The sequence below is a fragment of the Paenibacillus apis genome (genome assembly GCF_018333295.1).
Classification (GTDB): Bacteria; Bacillota; Bacilli; order Paenibacillales; family Paenibacillaceae; genus Fontibacillus; species Fontibacillus antibioticophila.
Genome location: NZ_BORS01000019.1, coordinates 1 through 16,203, shown reverse-complemented (window position 1 = coordinate 16,203; position 16,203 = coordinate 1). Strand labels below are relative to the sequence as shown.

Below are 16,203 nucleotides of genomic sequence, written 5' to 3'. Positions count from 1 at the left end.
GATACTATCCTATATAGGACAAACTGTTAATAGGAAAAGCCTATCATTCAAATTTAAAGCAAAAGATCGGAGGCATGGTTCCGTGGAATTAAGACAACTTCAATATACGCTTCAGATTGCCGAGGAACGCAATTTTTCCCGTGCGGCCGAGAAGCTCCATATCGCCCAGCCCTCCTTAAGCCAGCAGCTTTCGAAGCTGGAGCAAGAGCTTGGGGTCAAGCTGTTTCAGCGGAATACCAGTACGGTTGAGCTGACTTATGCTGGAGCAAGCTTTATTGAGCATGCCAGAAAAATCATGGACGCCGTTGAGCAGCTTCGTCAGGAAATGGACGATATTTCCCAGCTTCGGGCTGGTCGGGTCGTGGTGGGAAGCATGCCGATTACAGGCTCGCACCTGCTGCCCTACGTTTTGCCTGCCTTCAAGGAGTCTTATCCGGATATTCAGGTTACGTTGCTGGAAGACACCTCATTGAATTTGGAGAAGCTGACTGCCGGCGGCGGGACAGATCTTAGCCTGCTCTCTCTGCCGTTGATCGAATCCTCGCTGGATTATGAGCCAATCGGTGAAGAAATGATTGATCTCGCCGTTCCTCCGCACCATGCGCTGGCCACAGCCTCATACGGCACGAAGGGCGTATCCTTGTCGGACTTGAAGGATGATCCATTCATTGTGCTGAAAAAAGGACAGGGCTTCCGCAAGCTGAGCATTGATCTGTGTCATGAGGCCGGCTTTGAGCCCAATATTGTATTCGAAAGCAACAATATTGAGACGGTTCAATCGCTCGTAGCCGCGGGAATGGGAGTTACGCTTGTTCCCCGCTTTATCGCACGCGCCAAGCGAAGCGAGCTGATTCCGGCCTATCTGCCTCTTGACGGACAGCCCAGCCGGACACTGGTGATCGCCTTTCGCCGCGGGCGCTATCTGTCCAAGGCTGCGGAAGCATTCATCGACACGTTCAAATCCATACTGGCCCAGCGAAATCAGTCATAATATTGCGGCTGCCGGTCGCTGAATACCGGGATACTGCTCCTTACCTCATGGACAAGCTGGAGATCAATCCTTCCGCTAACAATCTGTTCTCCCTCCCCGCCTTCTGCGGTAATATCCCCCCACGGATCAATAATCATCGAATGTCCGCAGAAGGATTGGGAGCCTGAGTCCCCGACCCGGTTGCAGGCCACCACGTACATTTGATTCTCGATAGCCCGGGCAATCAGAAGCGACCGCCAATGGTTCAGCCGGGGATGCGGCCACTGAGCCGGGACAAACATGGCGTGGACGCCTCGCAGTGCAAGCGCGCGCGACAACTCCGGAAAGCGGATGTCGTAGCAGATTGCCCCGCCGCAGGAGAGGCCCTCCAGATCGAAACGCCCTATGGCCTTGCCATGCTCCAGATATTTCTCCTCTTCCATCAGGCGAAAGAGATGGATTTTCGAGTAGGAGGCAATCTCCTCTCCCTCGCGGTTATATACATACATCGTATTATACAGCTTCCCGTTCCTCCGCTCTGCGACCGATCCCGCCACAATCTGAACTTGATACCGGGCAGCCAGCTCCGACATTCTCCGGCGGATTCCGGGCATTTCATCCCGTTCCGCAAGGGCTCTAAGCCGATCCATCGCATATCCTGTATTCCACATTTCGGGGAGGACGATGATATCCGGCTTCTCTGGCGCTTCAGCCGCCGATTGAAGCATTTCCGTTAATCTCCGTTCATTTACCGCAGGCTCGCCAAGCACGATATCACACTGGATCAGACTGATTCGCCGGTGGCTCATTCGCTTATCCACAGCTCTTACCCCCTCATGTTCCTTTTCTATATCTTAGCTGGATAAACTTCCGACAGGCAAGAGAAAACGGCCGTACTTACCGTTGTTTTCGGATTTATGCTTTGCATTGACTAATCCTGCGTGGTATTCTATCAGTAATTCATTTAAGGTTAAGCGAAATGACTATATGCAAGCAAACGTAATGACGGGACCAGTAGAAGCCCGACAGCGGCCCCAGAGAGCAGATTCCGTTGGCTGTGAGAATCCGCATACCGCTAAGCTTTGAACCCTATCCCTGAACGGCCGTTGTAACAAGACGGACAGTGCCCCTGTTATCGGGCTAACCAAGTCGGATGAGTTCTCTCATCAATAAAGGTGGTACCGCGGAAGCTAAACTTTCGTCCTTTGCATGCCAAAGGCGGAGGTTTTTTTGTTTTATCAGAAATCGGTTTGTGTCCTGAAGGAGTGGTCTTCATGCAACATCGTATTGTAATCAAAATCGGAAGCAGCTCGCTCACAACGGCGGAGGGCGGCTTGAACCGGGAGGCAGTAAGCTTCTTTGCTTCCGAGCTTGCCGGTCTAAGGGCAACCGGATACCAGATCGCGCTCGTCTCCTCCGGTGCGGTTGCTGCCGGATTCCGGGAGATCGGGTACCGGGAGCGGCCCAAGTTGCTTCATGAGAAGCAGGCCGCAGCCGCTGTAGGCCAAGCCTTGCTGATGCAAGCCTACCGTGAAGCGCTGGTTCAGCATGGTATCTCTGCCGCCCAGGTGCTGCTTACCCGTTCAGATTTTCAGAACCGGAAGCGGATGGGCAACGCCAGCATGGCGCTTGAGGAACTGCTTGGCCGCGGCGTTCTTCCTATCATTAACGAGAACGATACCGTATCGGTGGATGAGCTGAAGTTCGGAGATAACGATACCTTAAGCGCCCTCGTCGGCAATTTGATCAAAGCGGATCAGCTGCTGATTCTTACAGATATGGACGGATTATACACGAAAGACCCGCGACATGATCCTAATGCCGAACGGATCGCCAGAGTCACCGAAATTACCGAAGAGATCATGGGTGTTGCCGGAGGCGCAGGCTCCTCTGTAGGCACCGGCGGCATGCGCTCCAAGATCGAAGCTGCCAAGATTGCTTCCCGCGGGGGTGTGGACGTCTTTGTCGGCAAGGCGGATACGGCTGGCGACTTGCTTGCCGGCGCCCAAGGCCGTGGACGCGGGACCTATTTTGACACCCGCAATGCCGCCTTGCCGCGTAAGAAGCAATGGCTCGGGTTCCTGTCTACTCCCCTGGGCAGCCTAACCGTCGATGATGGTGCCGAAGAAGCAATTATTCTTCATGGACGCAGTCTCCTGCCTGTGGGCATTCGCTCCGTACATGGACATTTTCAGACCGGTGATGTGGTTGAAGTACAGAATCGGAGAGGCGAAGTGCTTGGACGAGGGATTGTCAACTATGATTCCGATCAGGTTCAGCAAATTATGGGCCTGCCAAGCAGTGAGGTTATGAAGCAGCTTAACGATGTACACAGGCTTGAAGTTATTCATCGGGATGAATGGATCTCCCTGAAGCCATAGTAGGTAAATTTATCATGATTTATGCATATTAAATTTGAGGAGGTTTTTTCAATGAGCGAAGTACGAATGAAGGCTGGATTGGCGGGCCAAGCTGCCACAGCAATGGCGAAATTGACTACAGAGCAGAAAAATCAGGCATTATTAGCCGCGGCCGACGCCTTGCTGGCGAGAAGTGATGAGATTTTACATGCGAACGAAGCAGATCTGGAGCGCGGGAGAGCAAACGGAACATCTGATTCCCTGCTGGATCGGTTGAAATTGACTCCTGAGCGCATCGGCGGCATTGCCGAAGGACTCCGGCAAATTGTGGAGCTTCCCGATCCGGTCGGAGATGTGCTGGAGACTATGGACCGTCCGAACGGACTTCATATCGTAAAACGCCGCGTTCCTCTCGGAGTGATCGGCATCATCTATGAAGCTCGGCCAAATGTAACCGTTGATGCCGCCGGGCTGTGCCTGAAGACCGGTAATGCCGTTGTTCTCCGCGGCGGTTCCTCCGCACTTTCCTCAAACCGGGCGATCGTCAAGGTGATTCACGAGGCACTTGCTGAAACCGCATTGCCTGTGGAGGCTATTCAGTTGATCGAGGACCCGGACCGCTCTTCGGTGGACGAAATGCTGAAGCTAAACGGATTGCTGGATGTCGTCATTCCGCGCGGAGGCAGCTCCCTGATCCAGAATGTCGTTCAGAACGCTACCGTTCCGGTTATTGAGACAGGGGCCGGAATTTGCCATACTTATCTGGATGAGACAGCCCAGCCGGAGATGGCTGCTGCCATCGCGTTAAATGCCAAGGTACAGCGCCCATCTGTCTGCAATGCGATGGAGACGCTGCTGGTGCATAAGGCTTATGCCAAGGCTCACCTCTCCCGGCTTGCATCCCAATTCAAGGAAGCAGGCGTGGAACTGCGCGGGTGTGAACAGACCCGAGAGCTGATTCCTTGGGCATCCCCTGCAACAGACGAGGACTTTGCGACGGAGTACAATGATTATATTTTAAATGTAAAAATAGTTCATGAACTGAATGAAGCACTAGCTCATATCGCACGCTTCGGTACGAAGCATTCGGAGTGCATTGTGACGGAAAATGAGGAGCATGCGGCACGCTTCCAGCAAGAAATTGATGCTGCGGCCGTATATCATAATGCTTCGACCCGCTTCACAGATGGCTTTGAATTCGGATTCGGCGCTGAAATCGGCATTAGCACACAGAAGCTGCATGCCCGGGGACCCATGGGACTCCCTGCTCTCACTTCCAGCAAATATATTATCTATGGCAGCGGCCAGATCCGCAGCTAATATCAGGAGGAGATGAAGCATGAACGACAATCGGTTGCATGAAACTGAACAAATTTGCTTTTCCGGAGCAGGCTCCATGGCAGAGTCCATCGTTCGCGGATTGATTCATAAAGGAGTGGCTAAGCCTGCTCAGATTATTATGCATAATCGCAGCAACCTGGAAAGACTTGAATACTTGTCCGGTGAATACGGTGTTCGCACAGCTTCGCAGGATGCAGAGAAGGATAAGGATCTTCAGGAGGCTTCGGTAATCGTGCTCGCCATGAAGCCGAAGGATGCCGCAGAAGCATTAAGAGCGCTTGGCACGAAGCTAAACGGCAATCCGTTGATCGTCTCCGTCATCGCCGGCTTATCGATATCAACGATACAGGCGCTGCTAGGCAGAGCCCTGCCGATCGCGAGAACAATGCCCAATACCTCCTCCTCCATCGGACTCGGAGCCACCGGTATATCGCTCTCCGCCGAGGTCAACGCGGAACAACAGCAAACCGTAATGAGCATGTTCGAGGCGGTAGGACAGGTCAGTGTGATTCCCGAAGCTCAAATGGAAATATTGACAGGTGTGTCCGGCAGCGGACCTGCATACATTTATTACATGATGGAGGCCATGATTACCGCAGGCATCGAAGGCGGATTGACCGCGGAGCATGCCCGTGAATTGACCGTACAGACCGTTCTTGGGGCTGCGGTCATGATGAAAGAAACGGGTGAAGACCCCGCGAAGCTTCGGAAGGATATCACTTCCCCGAATGGCTCTACCCAGGCTGCGATCGAGGTGCTTGATGCCCACCACTTCACCGCTGGCGTGAAGGCCGCGGTTCATCGCTGTGCCGAGCGCTCCCGCGAGATGGGTGAAGCGGTGAAGGCCGCTTTGTCACATTCAGAATAAATACATCTGGAAGCAATTCACTGATGAATCGATGAGAAACGAAAAGAAGCTGATCTTCAATAGATTATTATCTACTGGAGACACAGCTTCTTTTATTACTCTATTCCTGCTCCGGCTTTCTTCGCGACCGCAGGAACCAGATGACCGCAGCCAACCCGATGACCGCAATCAGCGCGTAGGCAATATATGAATACACATCCATAAATTCAACGATACTTTCCCAGTTTCCGCCGACTGCGGCGCCTACGGATACGAGAATCGTGTTCCAGATGGCGGTTCCGATCGTCGTAAACAGCAGAAACAAGCCGAATTTCATCTTCGACATCCCGGCCGGGATCGAAATGAGACTTCGAATAAGCGGGATCATTCGGCAGAAGAGCACCGTCCAGTAGCCGTAACGGTCAAACCAGGCATCTGCGCGGCGAACATCTTCTTTTTTTAGACGAAGGTACTTGCCATACTTGCCAATCCACTGCTCGAGCCGATCCACATTGACCAGATAACCGACACCGTACAAAATAATAGCGCCGATAATCGAGCCGATTGTTGCCACCACAATTACACCGAACACGGTCAAGTTGGTGTAAGTGGTCATAAATCCGCCAAATGTCAAAATAACCTCGGACGGAATCGGGGGAAACACATTTTCAACTGCGATCAAGAGCAGAATTCCCCAATAGCCAAATTGCTCCATCATGTTCGTAATCCAGTTCTCCACTTGCTCCTCCAATGTTTATATAATTTAGTATCAGAAACATTATAACAGACTAAGAGGTTCACTTTCTATCAGGCTAGACAAGTTAAACTAATGAACCTACGCAGGGGGCAAATTGTGAAGTGTTCTTACGAACGCTGACGCTTCTATGCTTCCGAAGCAGCTTTCTTACAGAAAGCTTTTAACATTTCACACTTATGCTTTTTTCGTAGCTTCGTAAGTTCAACTTACATCGCCCGGTCGGAGCGTGTCCGGTTCATCAGCATAATTCCCCCGCCGATCAACATCACGGCAATCAATACCGGACGCAAATATTGGGACAGAACGTATTGAATATGAAGATCCGGGAGTATGCGATCGATCATAGGGATAACAAACTCGGTTCCTACATAATATACGCCCAGTAAGACGAGAATCACACCCAGCCAGTGCTGACTCATTCCCCGCCACTTAACCAGAGGGATGTCCTCCATCGGCAAAATACCATAGCGGCTCGTCTGCTGCAGTCCGTCAAAGAAGCTGAAACACCAAATGACCGGCAGCAGGAACAAAAATGCAGGAATACGCAGGACATCGATCAAATAGAAGCTGCCTATGAACAGTATCATCATTTGAAGCCCCCGCTTCTGCAGGCCCAGGTACATTTGTCCCGCCCCGGGAAAGGCCGATAATAGAGTTGCCAGCACCTTGCTGCGGCGGCCTTCGATCCGGCCGCTCTCCCATTCATCCAGCAAAGAGCGGTCCATTAACGGTTCCCCAGCCTGTTTGCGGTGGATAAGCTGTGCGGCATCAAACATGCAGTACAACCAAATAATCGGGATCAGGCCCAGGAAGAGCAGGAATACCGGCTCATGCGTAATGCCTGTAATCACGACGGTCATCGTGATTAATCCGAAGAATAAAATTAGGAAGTTCAAGCCGCGCTGCATCAACCCAAGCTGAAAGTGCCCCAGTCCAGGAATAAAAGAGAGCAGCAACGTAAAGAACCGCTCCTGGCTTGCTTCCAGCGATCCCTGAAGTGCAGGATCACCATACATTCTCTGTTCCAATCGTCTCTCATCTCTTAGCATTACGATTATCAAATCCAACATTGAAATGCACCACAGAATGACTCCCATGATAAATGCGGCTAGAAAGAGCTCCCCATCGTCAGCAATCATCGATATCACAGCGCCGAGAAACAAGCCGCCAAAGAAGAAAAACGGGTATAAAAATGCTCTGACTTTCCTTCCCCAATAGAAATATCCCAGTCCGGGAATCAAATTGAGCAGCAAAGCAAGCATCTTACTTCGTGGATAAGTCATTAACGTTCCTTCCCTTCATTTTTGAAATCATCCATCCAGGTCCCTGCACGCTCCATCCATTTACTGCTGATTGACTTGCCGGGATCCGAAGTCCCTATAGAGGCGCCGACACCGGACGTCATTTGATCAAAAAATCCACCGCCCAAAAGCAAGATTGTAGCCGCAGCTGCAATTCCATAATTGATCCATTGCCGTCTTGAATCGGGATAAGTCCTTGTTGCTCCTTGCAAGCCTGCCTCCGGCAAGCATTGAAGGACCTCAGAGGCGAACCCAGCCTCATCACGGATTGACGGCAACTCCCCCTCCAATGACGTGAGTGCTTCAAAATACTTTGCAAACACGGCATCATCCCGTTCGAGCAAGTTCTCCAGCTTCATCATTAAATCTGGTGATAGTTCACCGCGTATATATTTCTTCCACAGCTCATTCTCATGTTCAGCCGGATCTGTCATTTCCAATCCTCCTCCTTCCAATGCTTGCGGATCCAGGCTCTGGCCCGGTACAATCTTGATTCAATCGTCTTTGGCGCTTGGCCTAATTCAGCTGCGATGCTGTCATTGCTTTTTCCCTCCAGATAAAAAGAGGTCACCACTTGACGGTGTGCAGGCGGAAGGTCGGTAATTCGCTGCTTGAGCTCCATGCTGCGCTCCTTGCGGACCATTCTCCGTACAAAGTCCTCTTCCCGGTCCGGCAGACTGTCAGCAACCTGGGCAGGATCCCAGTGCTCCTCCTGCCTCCGGTGCTTCTTCCGCTTCATATCAATCGCCTTATTCACAGCAATCCGGCTCAGCCATGTCTTGAACCCGGAGGATCGATAGTCAGGGAGAGATTTGTATGCCTGAAGGAAGGTCTCCTGCGCTGCATCCTTGGCATCCTGCTCGTCGTGCAATACGGAATAGGCAGCTCGATAGACAAGCGGACTATACTCGCGTACAAAAGTCTCAAAGGCTTCGCGGTCTCTTTTTTTGAGCAGTCTGATAAATTGCTCTGATTCTTCTCCGATCTCTCTCCCCTCCCTCCACAATAATATAGACGTATGAAACAGGACTTCCCCCTGCATAAAATAAAAAAAACATTCCCCTCAGACCATTTCAGTCATGAACGGGAATGTTAGTGTTCAAAAAAGTCAGTTTTCAGCACCGAAAAGGTTGCAAAATTCGAACAAGGAGGAACGGAGTGCAGGCATACCCTAACTCTAGAATTATCGTCCGCCTGTGCGGAAACGTTGAATATAGGCTTTCGCGTCCTCTGCGGTCCGTACCCGGTTGCGGTTCCACTCCAGCAGAATCCGGTCAATATATCGAAAATGAACCTTGCCGGCAAATACAGCTTCCTTCAAAGCAAGACGTATCAGTTCCTCAGGATAACGATCCTGATCAATCCAGCCGGAGATCGTCTCGCACTCCATTGGTGACAGAGGTCTGGCGAATTCCGTCTCGAATACGACGAACAGATTCCGTGCCTGCTCTTCCAGCTTGCGGTGCTCGGACTCTGCAGCAGGTGTTTCTCCTGAGACTGCTCGCCACTCCCGGGAATTCTCCTGCTCCGCAGCCATGGATTCAGCCAGCCGCTCATACATGCCGGACAGATTATAGCTCTCCGATTGGCGGCCGGTCGCTTCATCGGTGAATTGATCGATACTGATCCAGCCTTCCTTCAACAGCTTGCGTACAGTCTTCGAGACTTCTCCGGCCTGAAGCTGCATACGGTGCTCCAGCAGCTCCATGGAAGGGAACTCATCCTGATCCACCTGCTTGAACGCCAGCAGTTGCACCAGCAGCATTGCCTCTGTGTCGCCGAGTCCAAGACTCCGGTATTGTGTCAGCAAAGGATAAGGGATGCTCACCGTCCCTGCCTTCATGGCAAAGGACACCCCTTTGGTCCAGGCCTTCCAGGCATCGTTCATCATCGGGACACCCTCTTAAGGATACAGACGATACAGCGTCCGCGGGAACGGAATCGTCTCCCGTACGTGATCCAACCCGCAAATCCATGCTACGGTCCGCTCAAGCCCAAGGCCAAATCCGGAATGGGGTACCGAGCCGTACTTCCGCAGGTCCATATACCATTGATAGGTTTCAGCTGACAAGCTGTGCTCCTTGAACCGTTCTTCCATCAGCTCCGGATCGTCGATCCGCTGGGAGCCCCCGATAATCTCGCCATAACCTTCAGGCGCGATCATGTCGGCGCACAGAACAACCTCCGGACGATTCGGGTCCGGCTTCATATAGAAAGCCTTGATGCCGGCCGGATAATGAGTGATGAATACCGGCTTGTCATAGCGTTCTGCAATGGCGGTCTCATGCGGGGCACCGAAGTCTTCGCCCCAAGGAATATCGAAATCCTGACTGTTCAGGAATTCGATGGCTTCGTCATAAGTAATCCGCGGGAACGGAGCCTGAATTTGCTCCAGCTTGGACACATCGCGGCCGATGGCTTCCAGCTCAGTGCGGCAATTCTTCAGGACGGACTGCACGACATGAGAGATGAACTGCTCCTGAACCTTCAGGCTCTCTTCGTGATCCGTGAATGCCATCTCCGGCTCAATCATCCAGAATTCAATCAGGTGACGACGGGTTTTTGACTTCTCCGCACGGAATGTCGGGCCGAAGGAGTAAACCTTACCCAGAGCCATTGCGGCAGCTTCCATATACAACTGGCCGCTCTGCGTGAGGTAAGCATCCTCCTCGAAATATTTCGTATGGAACAGGTTCGTTGTGCCTTCCGCTGAGGTTGGTGTCAGGATCGGCGGATCGACCAGCGTAAATCCATTCTGATCAAAGAATTGCTGAACCGCACGAATAATCTCCGCACGGATCACCATAATTGCGCGCTGCTTGGAGGAACGCAGCCACAGATGGCGATGATCCATCAGGAAGTCAACGCCATGCTCCTTCGGGGTGATCGGATAGTTATCGGTCAGATGAAGAATTTCCAGCTCTGTTACCGTCATCTCGAAACCGGACTGGCTGCGAGGCTCTTCGCGGATAATGCCGGTAACATACATGGAGGATTCCTGGGTTAAGCTCTTCGCATTGTTCCAGGTATCCTCGGACACCTCGCTCTTGACTACAACGGCCTGAATGTAGCCGGTCCCGTCCCGAAGCTGAAGGAACTGGATCTTCCCGCTTGAACGTTTATTGTTAAGCCAACTGCCGATTACGACGGCCTCTCCGACGTGCTCGTTAACCTGACGAATCACGGTTTTGTTCGCCATGACTGATCTCTCCTCTTAATACTGTTATCAGTGAAGAATATTATTTGTTTTCCTGTACGATCCGGAACGTATCCCGGGCAATCACCAATTCCTCATTCGTAGGAATGACAAGCACGTCCACCTTGGAGTTTGGTGTGGAGATGCGGCGAGGATCGCCGGAGCGCACCTTGTTTAGTTCAGGATCAAGCTCTACGCCAAGATAAGTCAGGTTTTCGCAAACCTTCTCACGTACAACTGCCGAATTTTCACCAACACCGGCGGTAAATACGATCACATCGACGCCATTCATTGCTGCGGCGTAAGACCCGATGTATTTGCGCAGGCGGTATTCATACATCTCAAATGCCAGTGTAGCATTTGGTTCGCCGGCTTCCATGCCGTCTGTAATGTCACGCATGTCACTGCTGCTGCCCGAAATCGCCAACAGCCCGCTGTGCTTGTTCAGCATGGAGTTCACTTCGCTGATCGACAGCTCCTCCTTGTTCATGACGAAGGTGACCACAGCAGGATCCACATCACCGCTGCGCGTACCCATCATCAAGCCTTCAAGCGGAGTCAGTCCCATGGACGTATCCACAGATACGCCGCCTTGGACAGCTGTCAAGCTGGCGCCGTTGCCGATATGGCAGGTAATGATCTTCAGCTCTTCAAGCGGACGCTCGACAACTTCAGCAGCTACCTTGCTCACATAATCATGTGAAGTACCATGCATGCCGTAGCGGCGGATATGGTGCTTCTTGTACAGTACCTTAGGAATCGGATAGAGATATACCTTCTCCTCCATCGTTTGGTGGAACGCTGTATCAAATACAACCACTTGCGGTACGTTAGGCATATTCTTCTCAGCAGCCGTGATCCCCAAAATGGCAGGCGGATTATGCAGCGGTGCCAGGTCAAACAGACGGCGAATTTCCGACTTCACATCACCTGTAACCAGTGCAGAGCCTTTGAACGCTTCACCACCGTGTACAACGCGATGACCAACGGCTTGGATTTCGTCTACGGACTGCAATACGCCGCACTCAGGGTCAACCAGCTTGTCCAATACTTTACGGATCGCTGTAGTATGCTCAAGTATTTCGCTTACCTCTGTAACGTCTTCCTTGCCGGTAGGCTTGTGAGTCAGAATCGAAGAGTCCATCCCGATCCGTTCCACCAGGCCTTTAGCCAGAACAGACTCATCCGTCATGTCATAGAGTTGATATTTCAGGGAAGAGCTTCCCGCATTAATGACTAGCAATTTCATATCCGGTCACCATCCTTGTCGTATTTGAAAAAGCCTTCGCCCGTCTTCATGCCGAGAGAGCCTGCGCGGACCATCTTTTTCAGAACATAGGAAGGACGGTATTTCAAGTCCCCGAACTCGCGGAACATCCGCTCAAGCGCGGCAAGCACAGAATCCAGACCGAAACGGTCAGCCATTTCAAGCGGTCCGTATTGGAATTGATATCCGATTCTCATCGCATCATCGATATCCTCAGCGGTAGCAACGCCTTCACCCAGAACATGCAATGCCTCGTTAATCATCACGCAGATAATTCTCGATGTTACAAATCCAGGGGATTCATACACCATAACGCCGCGCTTCTCAACAACCTCTTCCACAAATCCCTTTGTCTCTTCGAAGGTTGCATCCGAAGTTTTTAATCCGCGGATCAGCTCAACAAGATTGATTTTAGCAACAGGATAAATGAAGTGCATGCCGATCACACGCTCAGGATACATTGTCGATCCGGCAATTTCTGTCAAGCTTAGTGTAGAGGTGTTGCTGGCAAGAATAATATTGCTCGGGCAAACCTGATCCAACTGCTTGAATACCTCTTTTTTCGCATCCAAATCTTCCGAAATGGTCTCGATCACCATATCGCAGGTACCGAGTTCGGCAAAATGTGTCACTTTATGAATTTTGGACAAGATCAATTTCTTCTCCGCATTGGTCAATGCCCATTTCTCAAGCTGCTTGTCAAGACTTGTCTCGATCATGCTGTAAGCATAATTGAGCTTGTCGCTATTTTCTTCGACCAATAAAACATCGAGCCCTTTGGAAGCCAGCATCTCGCTGATTCCTTGGCCCATGGTGCCGCCACCAATTACGCCAATTCTTTTGAAGTTCATACTTCTCTCTCTCCATCCTTTCGTGGTCTCTACACATATTGTACCCTTGATGTCGAATAATACTTCAGACTATACCCAACATATAATAATATCTTAGCATGACGGAAAAGTAAAAAAAATTACCGGCATAAAGAATTATGCCGGTAAATTCATGCTGTCACGAAATTGACAACGGAATTGTTCTCCAGATAAGCGTTCTTCCCGAAGCAGGATATCCAGCGATTTGTCGAACACCGCCGCATTGTCTATCAGCAGCTGCTTGGTTCTTGCGGCAAGCTCATCCAAAATCTTGGAGTTCTCGTGCATCAGCACTTCCTTGGTCACCATATCCATATGAATAATGCCAAGAGAAGTCAGTCCTGAGGTCATCATCGTATGCACCAGATTGAGTGCCTGCTCAAAATCATTACTGGACCCGGTGCTGCGTCCTCCGTAATAGATTTCTTCAGCAGCTGCCCCTGCCAAAGCAATCATGATCTGGCCTTCCAGGTAGCTCTTGGTGTACAGATACTTCTCTTCCTGGGGATTATGCCGTACGTAACCCAGCGCCCGTCCACGGGGGCTGAGCACAACCTGGTTCACGCTTCCCGGAGCAACAACCTCTGCTGCAACCGCGTGTCCCAGTTCATGAACAGCAACTCTCCGCTTCTCTTCCTCTGTGGATTGACGATCCGTCTTCTCCCCGAGCATCACCTTGTCTACCGCCATTGAGAGATGACGTTGGGTAATTTCCGCCTGATCATCCCGCATCGCATAGATCGCCGCTTCATTCATGACGCTTTCGAGCTGGGCGCCGGAGAAGCCGTAGGACTCTTCTGCGACCTTGTCCAGACTTACCTCTTCCGCCAGCGGCTTGTTCTTGCTGTGAATGTCCAAAATATGACGGCGTCCCTTTTTATCCGGAAGGTCAACCTGAATGTGACGGTCAAACCGGCCGGGGCGAAGCAAGGCACTGTCCAGCATTTCCTTACGGTTGGTTGCAGCGATAATCAGAATCTTCGGAGCCTCGGAGGTATAAATCCCATCCATTTCGGTCAACAGCTGGTTAAGCGTCTGATCGTATTCTCGCTGCTGTCCGCCTTCCCGTTTCCCGCCAATCACATCGATCTCATCGATGAAGATCACCGCATTCTCCTTCTTCTCCTTGAGCGCCTTGGTTCTGGCTTCTTTAAAAAGTTCACGGATACGGCTTGCGCCTACACCGACGTACATTTCAACGAACTCACTGCCCGAGGCTGCCACAAAGACGGCATTGGTATACTGAGCGGCCGCCTTCGCCATCAGGGTCTTCCCTGTTCCCGGAGGACCAGTCAACAGAATCCCCTTAATGGGACGGATTCCGAACTTGCTGATCTCTTCGTGCCGAACCATGAAATCCAGCGCTTCGCGAAGCTCCTGCTTGGCGCTGTCCTGACCGCCGATTTCTTCAAAGGTCAACCCGGTCGAAGCAACCTTTTTCCGTTTCCGTTCCTGGGATGCGGTAGCGGTAATTCCGCCGCGCATTTTTACCAGCATATAGACAGAACCGACCATAATCGCAAGAATGATCAACGGGGTAACATTCACACCCAGATAAGCCAGAAAAATCAGTAATACAGGTACGGACCCGACTGCAATTTCCATAGCAAGCTTACGCATTCGGCCACACTCCTATCGCCTGCGCTGTGCGCGGCAAAATGATAAATTTGCTGATTTGTCCATCCGTCAACGTAATATATACATTCTTCTCGTCCATGTCCGCTTTTGCCGAAATTCCGGCTTCACTGGCTTCCAACTGCTCCAGTGCGGCTGTGATCTCGGTATACTGTTTATTTTCCATAGCCTGGGCAATCGGGAATAAAGCCCCCTGCCAGACCTGTTCCAGCTTCTCCGATTTTTGATCCTTGATTGTCAACTTCAGCTCTCTGCTGCCGAGCAGCTTTTTGCCGTCAGCTTCAATCTGGCGAACCAGCCCAGCAAAATCAGTATCCGGTGCCAAATCAAGATTCAATTCGACCTGATTTGGGGTAATAGAGGTTTGTACACCCTTTACACCTTCCATTTGGCTAACCTTATGCTGAAACGGGTTCTCAACAGCCCATTGCTGGTAAGCAAACCAGCCGCCAAACAACAGCACGGCAGAGGCGACCACACTGACAACGACCGGTACAACTCGCAATTTCACGCAGATGTCCCCCTCATATATAAAAGTAGTATAAACAATGTTATAGATAAGAGTATATCACATCGTATATCAAATCTAATGAAAAATTGTGAAATATATTTTAAATTTTACTTAATAATAAAAGAATAGACCTCCACTGCTAGACCTGTGTGACGAAAGTAGTTAAGTCCAAGATTCGTTAAACATGGCAAGATAGAACCTCTAAGCGTCGTCTTGAAGACAGCGTGCTATGCATGGAATTTACCGGAAATCATTGCATTCTCCCTGTTCCCGCATGCCAAAACAATGGCTAAGTGCGACTCCCGCTCACCCTATATCATCCAGCCCCAATCATCCTATATTCAGCCCCAAACTTCTAAAAAGCTGAAATTGTGAATAAGCACGAATAGGCGAAACAACAGCGGTCGAAAGGATACCTCTACTCTAGTCATTCCACCGCCTCACGTCTGCTTGGGTCTGCTTGGGTTCACTCAGTGAATATTGGATTTTGCTTGATCAAGGTTATTAGAGTTAGAGAGTTGTACTAATACTAATGATTGTATGCCGGGGGCGTGTGAAGTGTACTTTCGATGCCGTTGTTTGAGAGATTCCTCTAACTGAACTAAGCCATCAAACCAAGCCATTATAGGATGGAGAAATAACAAAAAAGGCTGTTTCCCAAAAATACCTAAAAAAAAGTTGGGCTAGAAAAGATCCTCACCTTTTCAGCCCAACATTAGCTAGTTTCTATTCATTCATTTTTCTGCACTCAAATCGCCGCACGAGCTCCCACACCAGTAATTTTAATGCCTTTTTGCACTAAATTCACCGCATGAACACCCGTCCTAGCATTTTTAATGCTTTTCTGCACTATAATCGTCACATTTGCTCCCACGTCAGCATTTTTAATGCCTTTCCTGCACTATAATCGCCACATGAGACACCCGTCCCAGCATTTTTAATGCTTTTTCGCACTATAATCGCCGCACGAGCTCCCACACCAGTAATTTTAATGCCTTTTCGCACTATAATCGCCACACGAGGGTCAAGTCCATTATTGTGTGTAAAATCCTCGTCAGAGATTGTCTAGCCGATCCGAACTACTTTTGAATCTCCTTTTTTCCTGTTCTTGCGCCATTCTAGAAACTCAGTCATTTCGAGATACTTTTT

The 16,203-nt window shown here is 50.6% G+C and carries 15 protein-coding genes; 4 read left to right on the top strand and 11 right to left on the bottom strand.

Translation table 11 applies throughout. The features are described from left to right. Positions 1-82: 82 nt before the first annotated feature. A complete protein-coding gene (locus KI362_RS21500; RefSeq protein WP_301630358.1) occupies positions 83-991 on the top strand; it encodes a LysR family transcriptional regulator in 909 nt (302 codons plus the stop codon). Here the strand turns inward: KI362_RS21500 and KI362_RS21495 are convergent. Beyond that, positions 982-1,779, bottom strand: a complete 798-nt coding sequence (locus tag KI362_RS21495; protein ID WP_301630464.1) for a carbon-nitrogen family hydrolase — start codon at positions 1,777-1,779, stop codon at positions 982-984. The genes KI362_RS21500 and KI362_RS21495 overlap by 10 nt on opposite strands. Positions 1,780-2,244: 465 nt before the next feature. Here KI362_RS21495 and proB point away from each other — a divergent pair, with 465 nt between their 5' ends. Genes proB through proC form a run of 3 tightly spaced genes read left to right on the top strand, consistent with a single transcriptional unit; the run spans position 2,245 to position 5,539 of the window. Next, on the top strand, positions 2,245-3,351 hold the full coding sequence (gene proB / locus KI362_RS21490) for a glutamate 5-kinase (RefSeq protein ID WP_301630356.1): 1,107 nt from the start codon (positions 2,245-2,247) through the stop codon (positions 3,349-3,351). 51 nt (positions 3,352-3,402) lie between these two features. Next, complete coding sequence (locus KI362_RS21485) at positions 3,403-4,650, top strand: glutamate-5-semialdehyde dehydrogenase (RefSeq protein WP_301630354.1); 1,248 nt, start codon at positions 3,403-3,405, stop codon at positions 4,648-4,650. Between the two features lie 19 nt (positions 4,651-4,669). Beyond that, positions 4,670-5,539 (top strand): pyrroline-5-carboxylate reductase, encoded by an 870-nt coding sequence (proC, locus tag KI362_RS21480; RefSeq protein WP_301630352.1) that lies wholly within the window; start codon positions 4,670-4,672, stop codon positions 5,537-5,539. Between the two features lie 100 nt (positions 5,540-5,639). On the opposite strand, the gene KI362_RS21475 is transcribed toward proC, so the two are convergent. The 10 genes from KI362_RS21475 to KI362_RS21430 all read right to left on the bottom strand — a co-directional run bounded on the left by KI362_RS21475 (position 5,640) and on the right by KI362_RS21430 (position 15,054). Continuing rightward, the gene (locus tag KI362_RS21475; protein ID WP_301630350.1) at positions 5,640-6,257 is read right to left on the bottom strand and encodes a DedA family protein; all 618 of its coding nucleotides are present in this window, start codon (positions 6,255-6,257) and stop codon (positions 5,640-5,642) included. A 224-nt stretch (positions 6,258-6,481) separates the two neighbouring features. Continuing rightward, positions 6,482-7,558: a hypothetical protein gene (locus tag KI362_RS21470; RefSeq protein ID WP_301630348.1), complete on the bottom strand. Its 1,077-nt coding sequence runs from the start codon at positions 7,556-7,558 to the stop codon at positions 6,482-6,484. Next, complete coding sequence (locus tag KI362_RS21465; protein ID WP_301630346.1) at positions 7,558-8,010, bottom strand: hypothetical protein; 453 nt, start codon at positions 8,008-8,010, stop codon at positions 7,558-7,560. The genes KI362_RS21470 and KI362_RS21465 overlap by 1 nt, the downstream gene beginning before the upstream one ends. Continuing rightward, positions 8,007-8,582: an RNA polymerase sigma factor gene (locus KI362_RS21460; protein WP_301630344.1), complete on the bottom strand. Its 576-nt coding sequence runs from the start codon at positions 8,580-8,582 to the stop codon at positions 8,007-8,009. The genes KI362_RS21465 and KI362_RS21460 overlap by 4 nt, the downstream gene beginning before the upstream one ends. Positions 8,583-8,759: 177 nt before the next feature. Then, positions 8,760-9,467, bottom strand: coding sequence for a DnaD domain-containing protein (locus KI362_RS21455; RefSeq protein ID WP_301630342.1), 708 nt, complete (start codon positions 9,465-9,467; stop codon positions 8,760-8,762). Positions 9,468-9,479: 12 nt separating this feature from the next. Continuing rightward, on the bottom strand, positions 9,480-10,775 hold the full coding sequence (gene asnS, locus KI362_RS21450; protein WP_301630340.1) for an asparagine--tRNA ligase: 1,296 nt from the start codon (positions 10,773-10,775) through the stop codon (positions 9,480-9,482). 40 nt (positions 10,776-10,815) lie between these two features. Next, the gene (locus tag KI362_RS21445; protein ID WP_301630338.1) at positions 10,816-12,021 is read right to left on the bottom strand and encodes an acetate/propionate family kinase; all 1,206 of its coding nucleotides are present in this window, start codon (positions 12,019-12,021) and stop codon (positions 10,816-10,818) included. Then, on the bottom strand, positions 12,018-12,890 hold the full coding sequence (locus tag KI362_RS21440; RefSeq protein ID WP_044478880.1) for a 3-hydroxyacyl-CoA dehydrogenase family protein: 873 nt from the start codon (positions 12,888-12,890) through the stop codon (positions 12,018-12,020). Before KI362_RS21440 ends, KI362_RS21445 begins: the two co-directional genes overlap by 4 nt. A gap of 135 nt (positions 12,891-13,025) precedes the next feature. Continuing rightward, positions 13,026-14,528, bottom strand: coding sequence for an AAA family ATPase (locus KI362_RS21435; protein ID WP_301630335.1), 1,503 nt, complete (start codon positions 14,526-14,528; stop codon positions 13,026-13,028). After that, positions 14,521-15,054: a hypothetical protein gene (locus KI362_RS21430; RefSeq protein ID WP_301630333.1), complete on the bottom strand. Its 534-nt coding sequence runs from the start codon at positions 15,052-15,054 to the stop codon at positions 14,521-14,523. Before KI362_RS21430 ends, KI362_RS21435 begins: the two co-directional genes overlap by 8 nt. Positions 15,055-16,203: the final 1,149 nt, after the last annotated feature.

Excerpts from the sequence above, each read along its gene's own strand:
- KI362_RS21495 (WP_301630464.1), bottom strand. The coding sequence starts at position 1,779 with ATGAGCCACCGGCGAATCAGTCTGATCCAGTGTGATATCGTGCTTGGC.
- proB (WP_301630356.1), top strand. The coding sequence starts at position 2,245 with ATGCAACATCGTATTGTAATCAAAATCGGAAGCAGCTCGCTCACAACG.
- KI362_RS21485 (WP_301630354.1), top strand. The coding sequence starts at position 3,403 with ATGAGCGAAGTACGAATGAAGGCTGGATTGGCGGGCCAAGCTGCCACA.
- proC (WP_301630352.1), top strand. The coding sequence starts at position 4,670 with ATGAACGACAATCGGTTGCATGAAACTGAACAAATTTGCTTTTCCGGA.
- KI362_RS21470 (WP_301630348.1), bottom strand. The coding sequence starts at position 7,558 with ATGACTTATCCACGAAGTAAGATGCTTGCTTTGCTGCTCAATTTGATT.
- KI362_RS21465 (WP_301630346.1), bottom strand. The coding sequence starts at position 8,010 with ATGACAGATCCGGCTGAACATGAGAATGAGCTGTGGAAGAAATATATA.
- KI362_RS21455 (WP_301630342.1), bottom strand. The coding sequence starts at position 9,467 with ATGATGAACGATGCCTGGAAGGCCTGGACCAAAGGGGTGTCCTTTGCC.
- asnS (WP_301630340.1), bottom strand. The coding sequence starts at position 10,775 with ATGGCGAACAAAACCGTGATTCGTCAGGTTAACGAGCACGTCGGAGAG.
- KI362_RS21445 (WP_301630338.1), bottom strand. The coding sequence starts at position 12,021 with ATGAAATTGCTAGTCATTAATGCGGGAAGCTCTTCCCTGAAATATCAA.
- KI362_RS21440 (WP_044478880.1), bottom strand. The coding sequence starts at position 12,890 with ATGAACTTCAAAAGAATTGGCGTAATTGGTGGCGGCACCATGGGCCAA.
- KI362_RS21435 (WP_301630335.1), bottom strand. The coding sequence starts at position 14,528 with ATGCGTAAGCTTGCTATGGAAATTGCAGTCGGGTCCGTACCTGTATTA.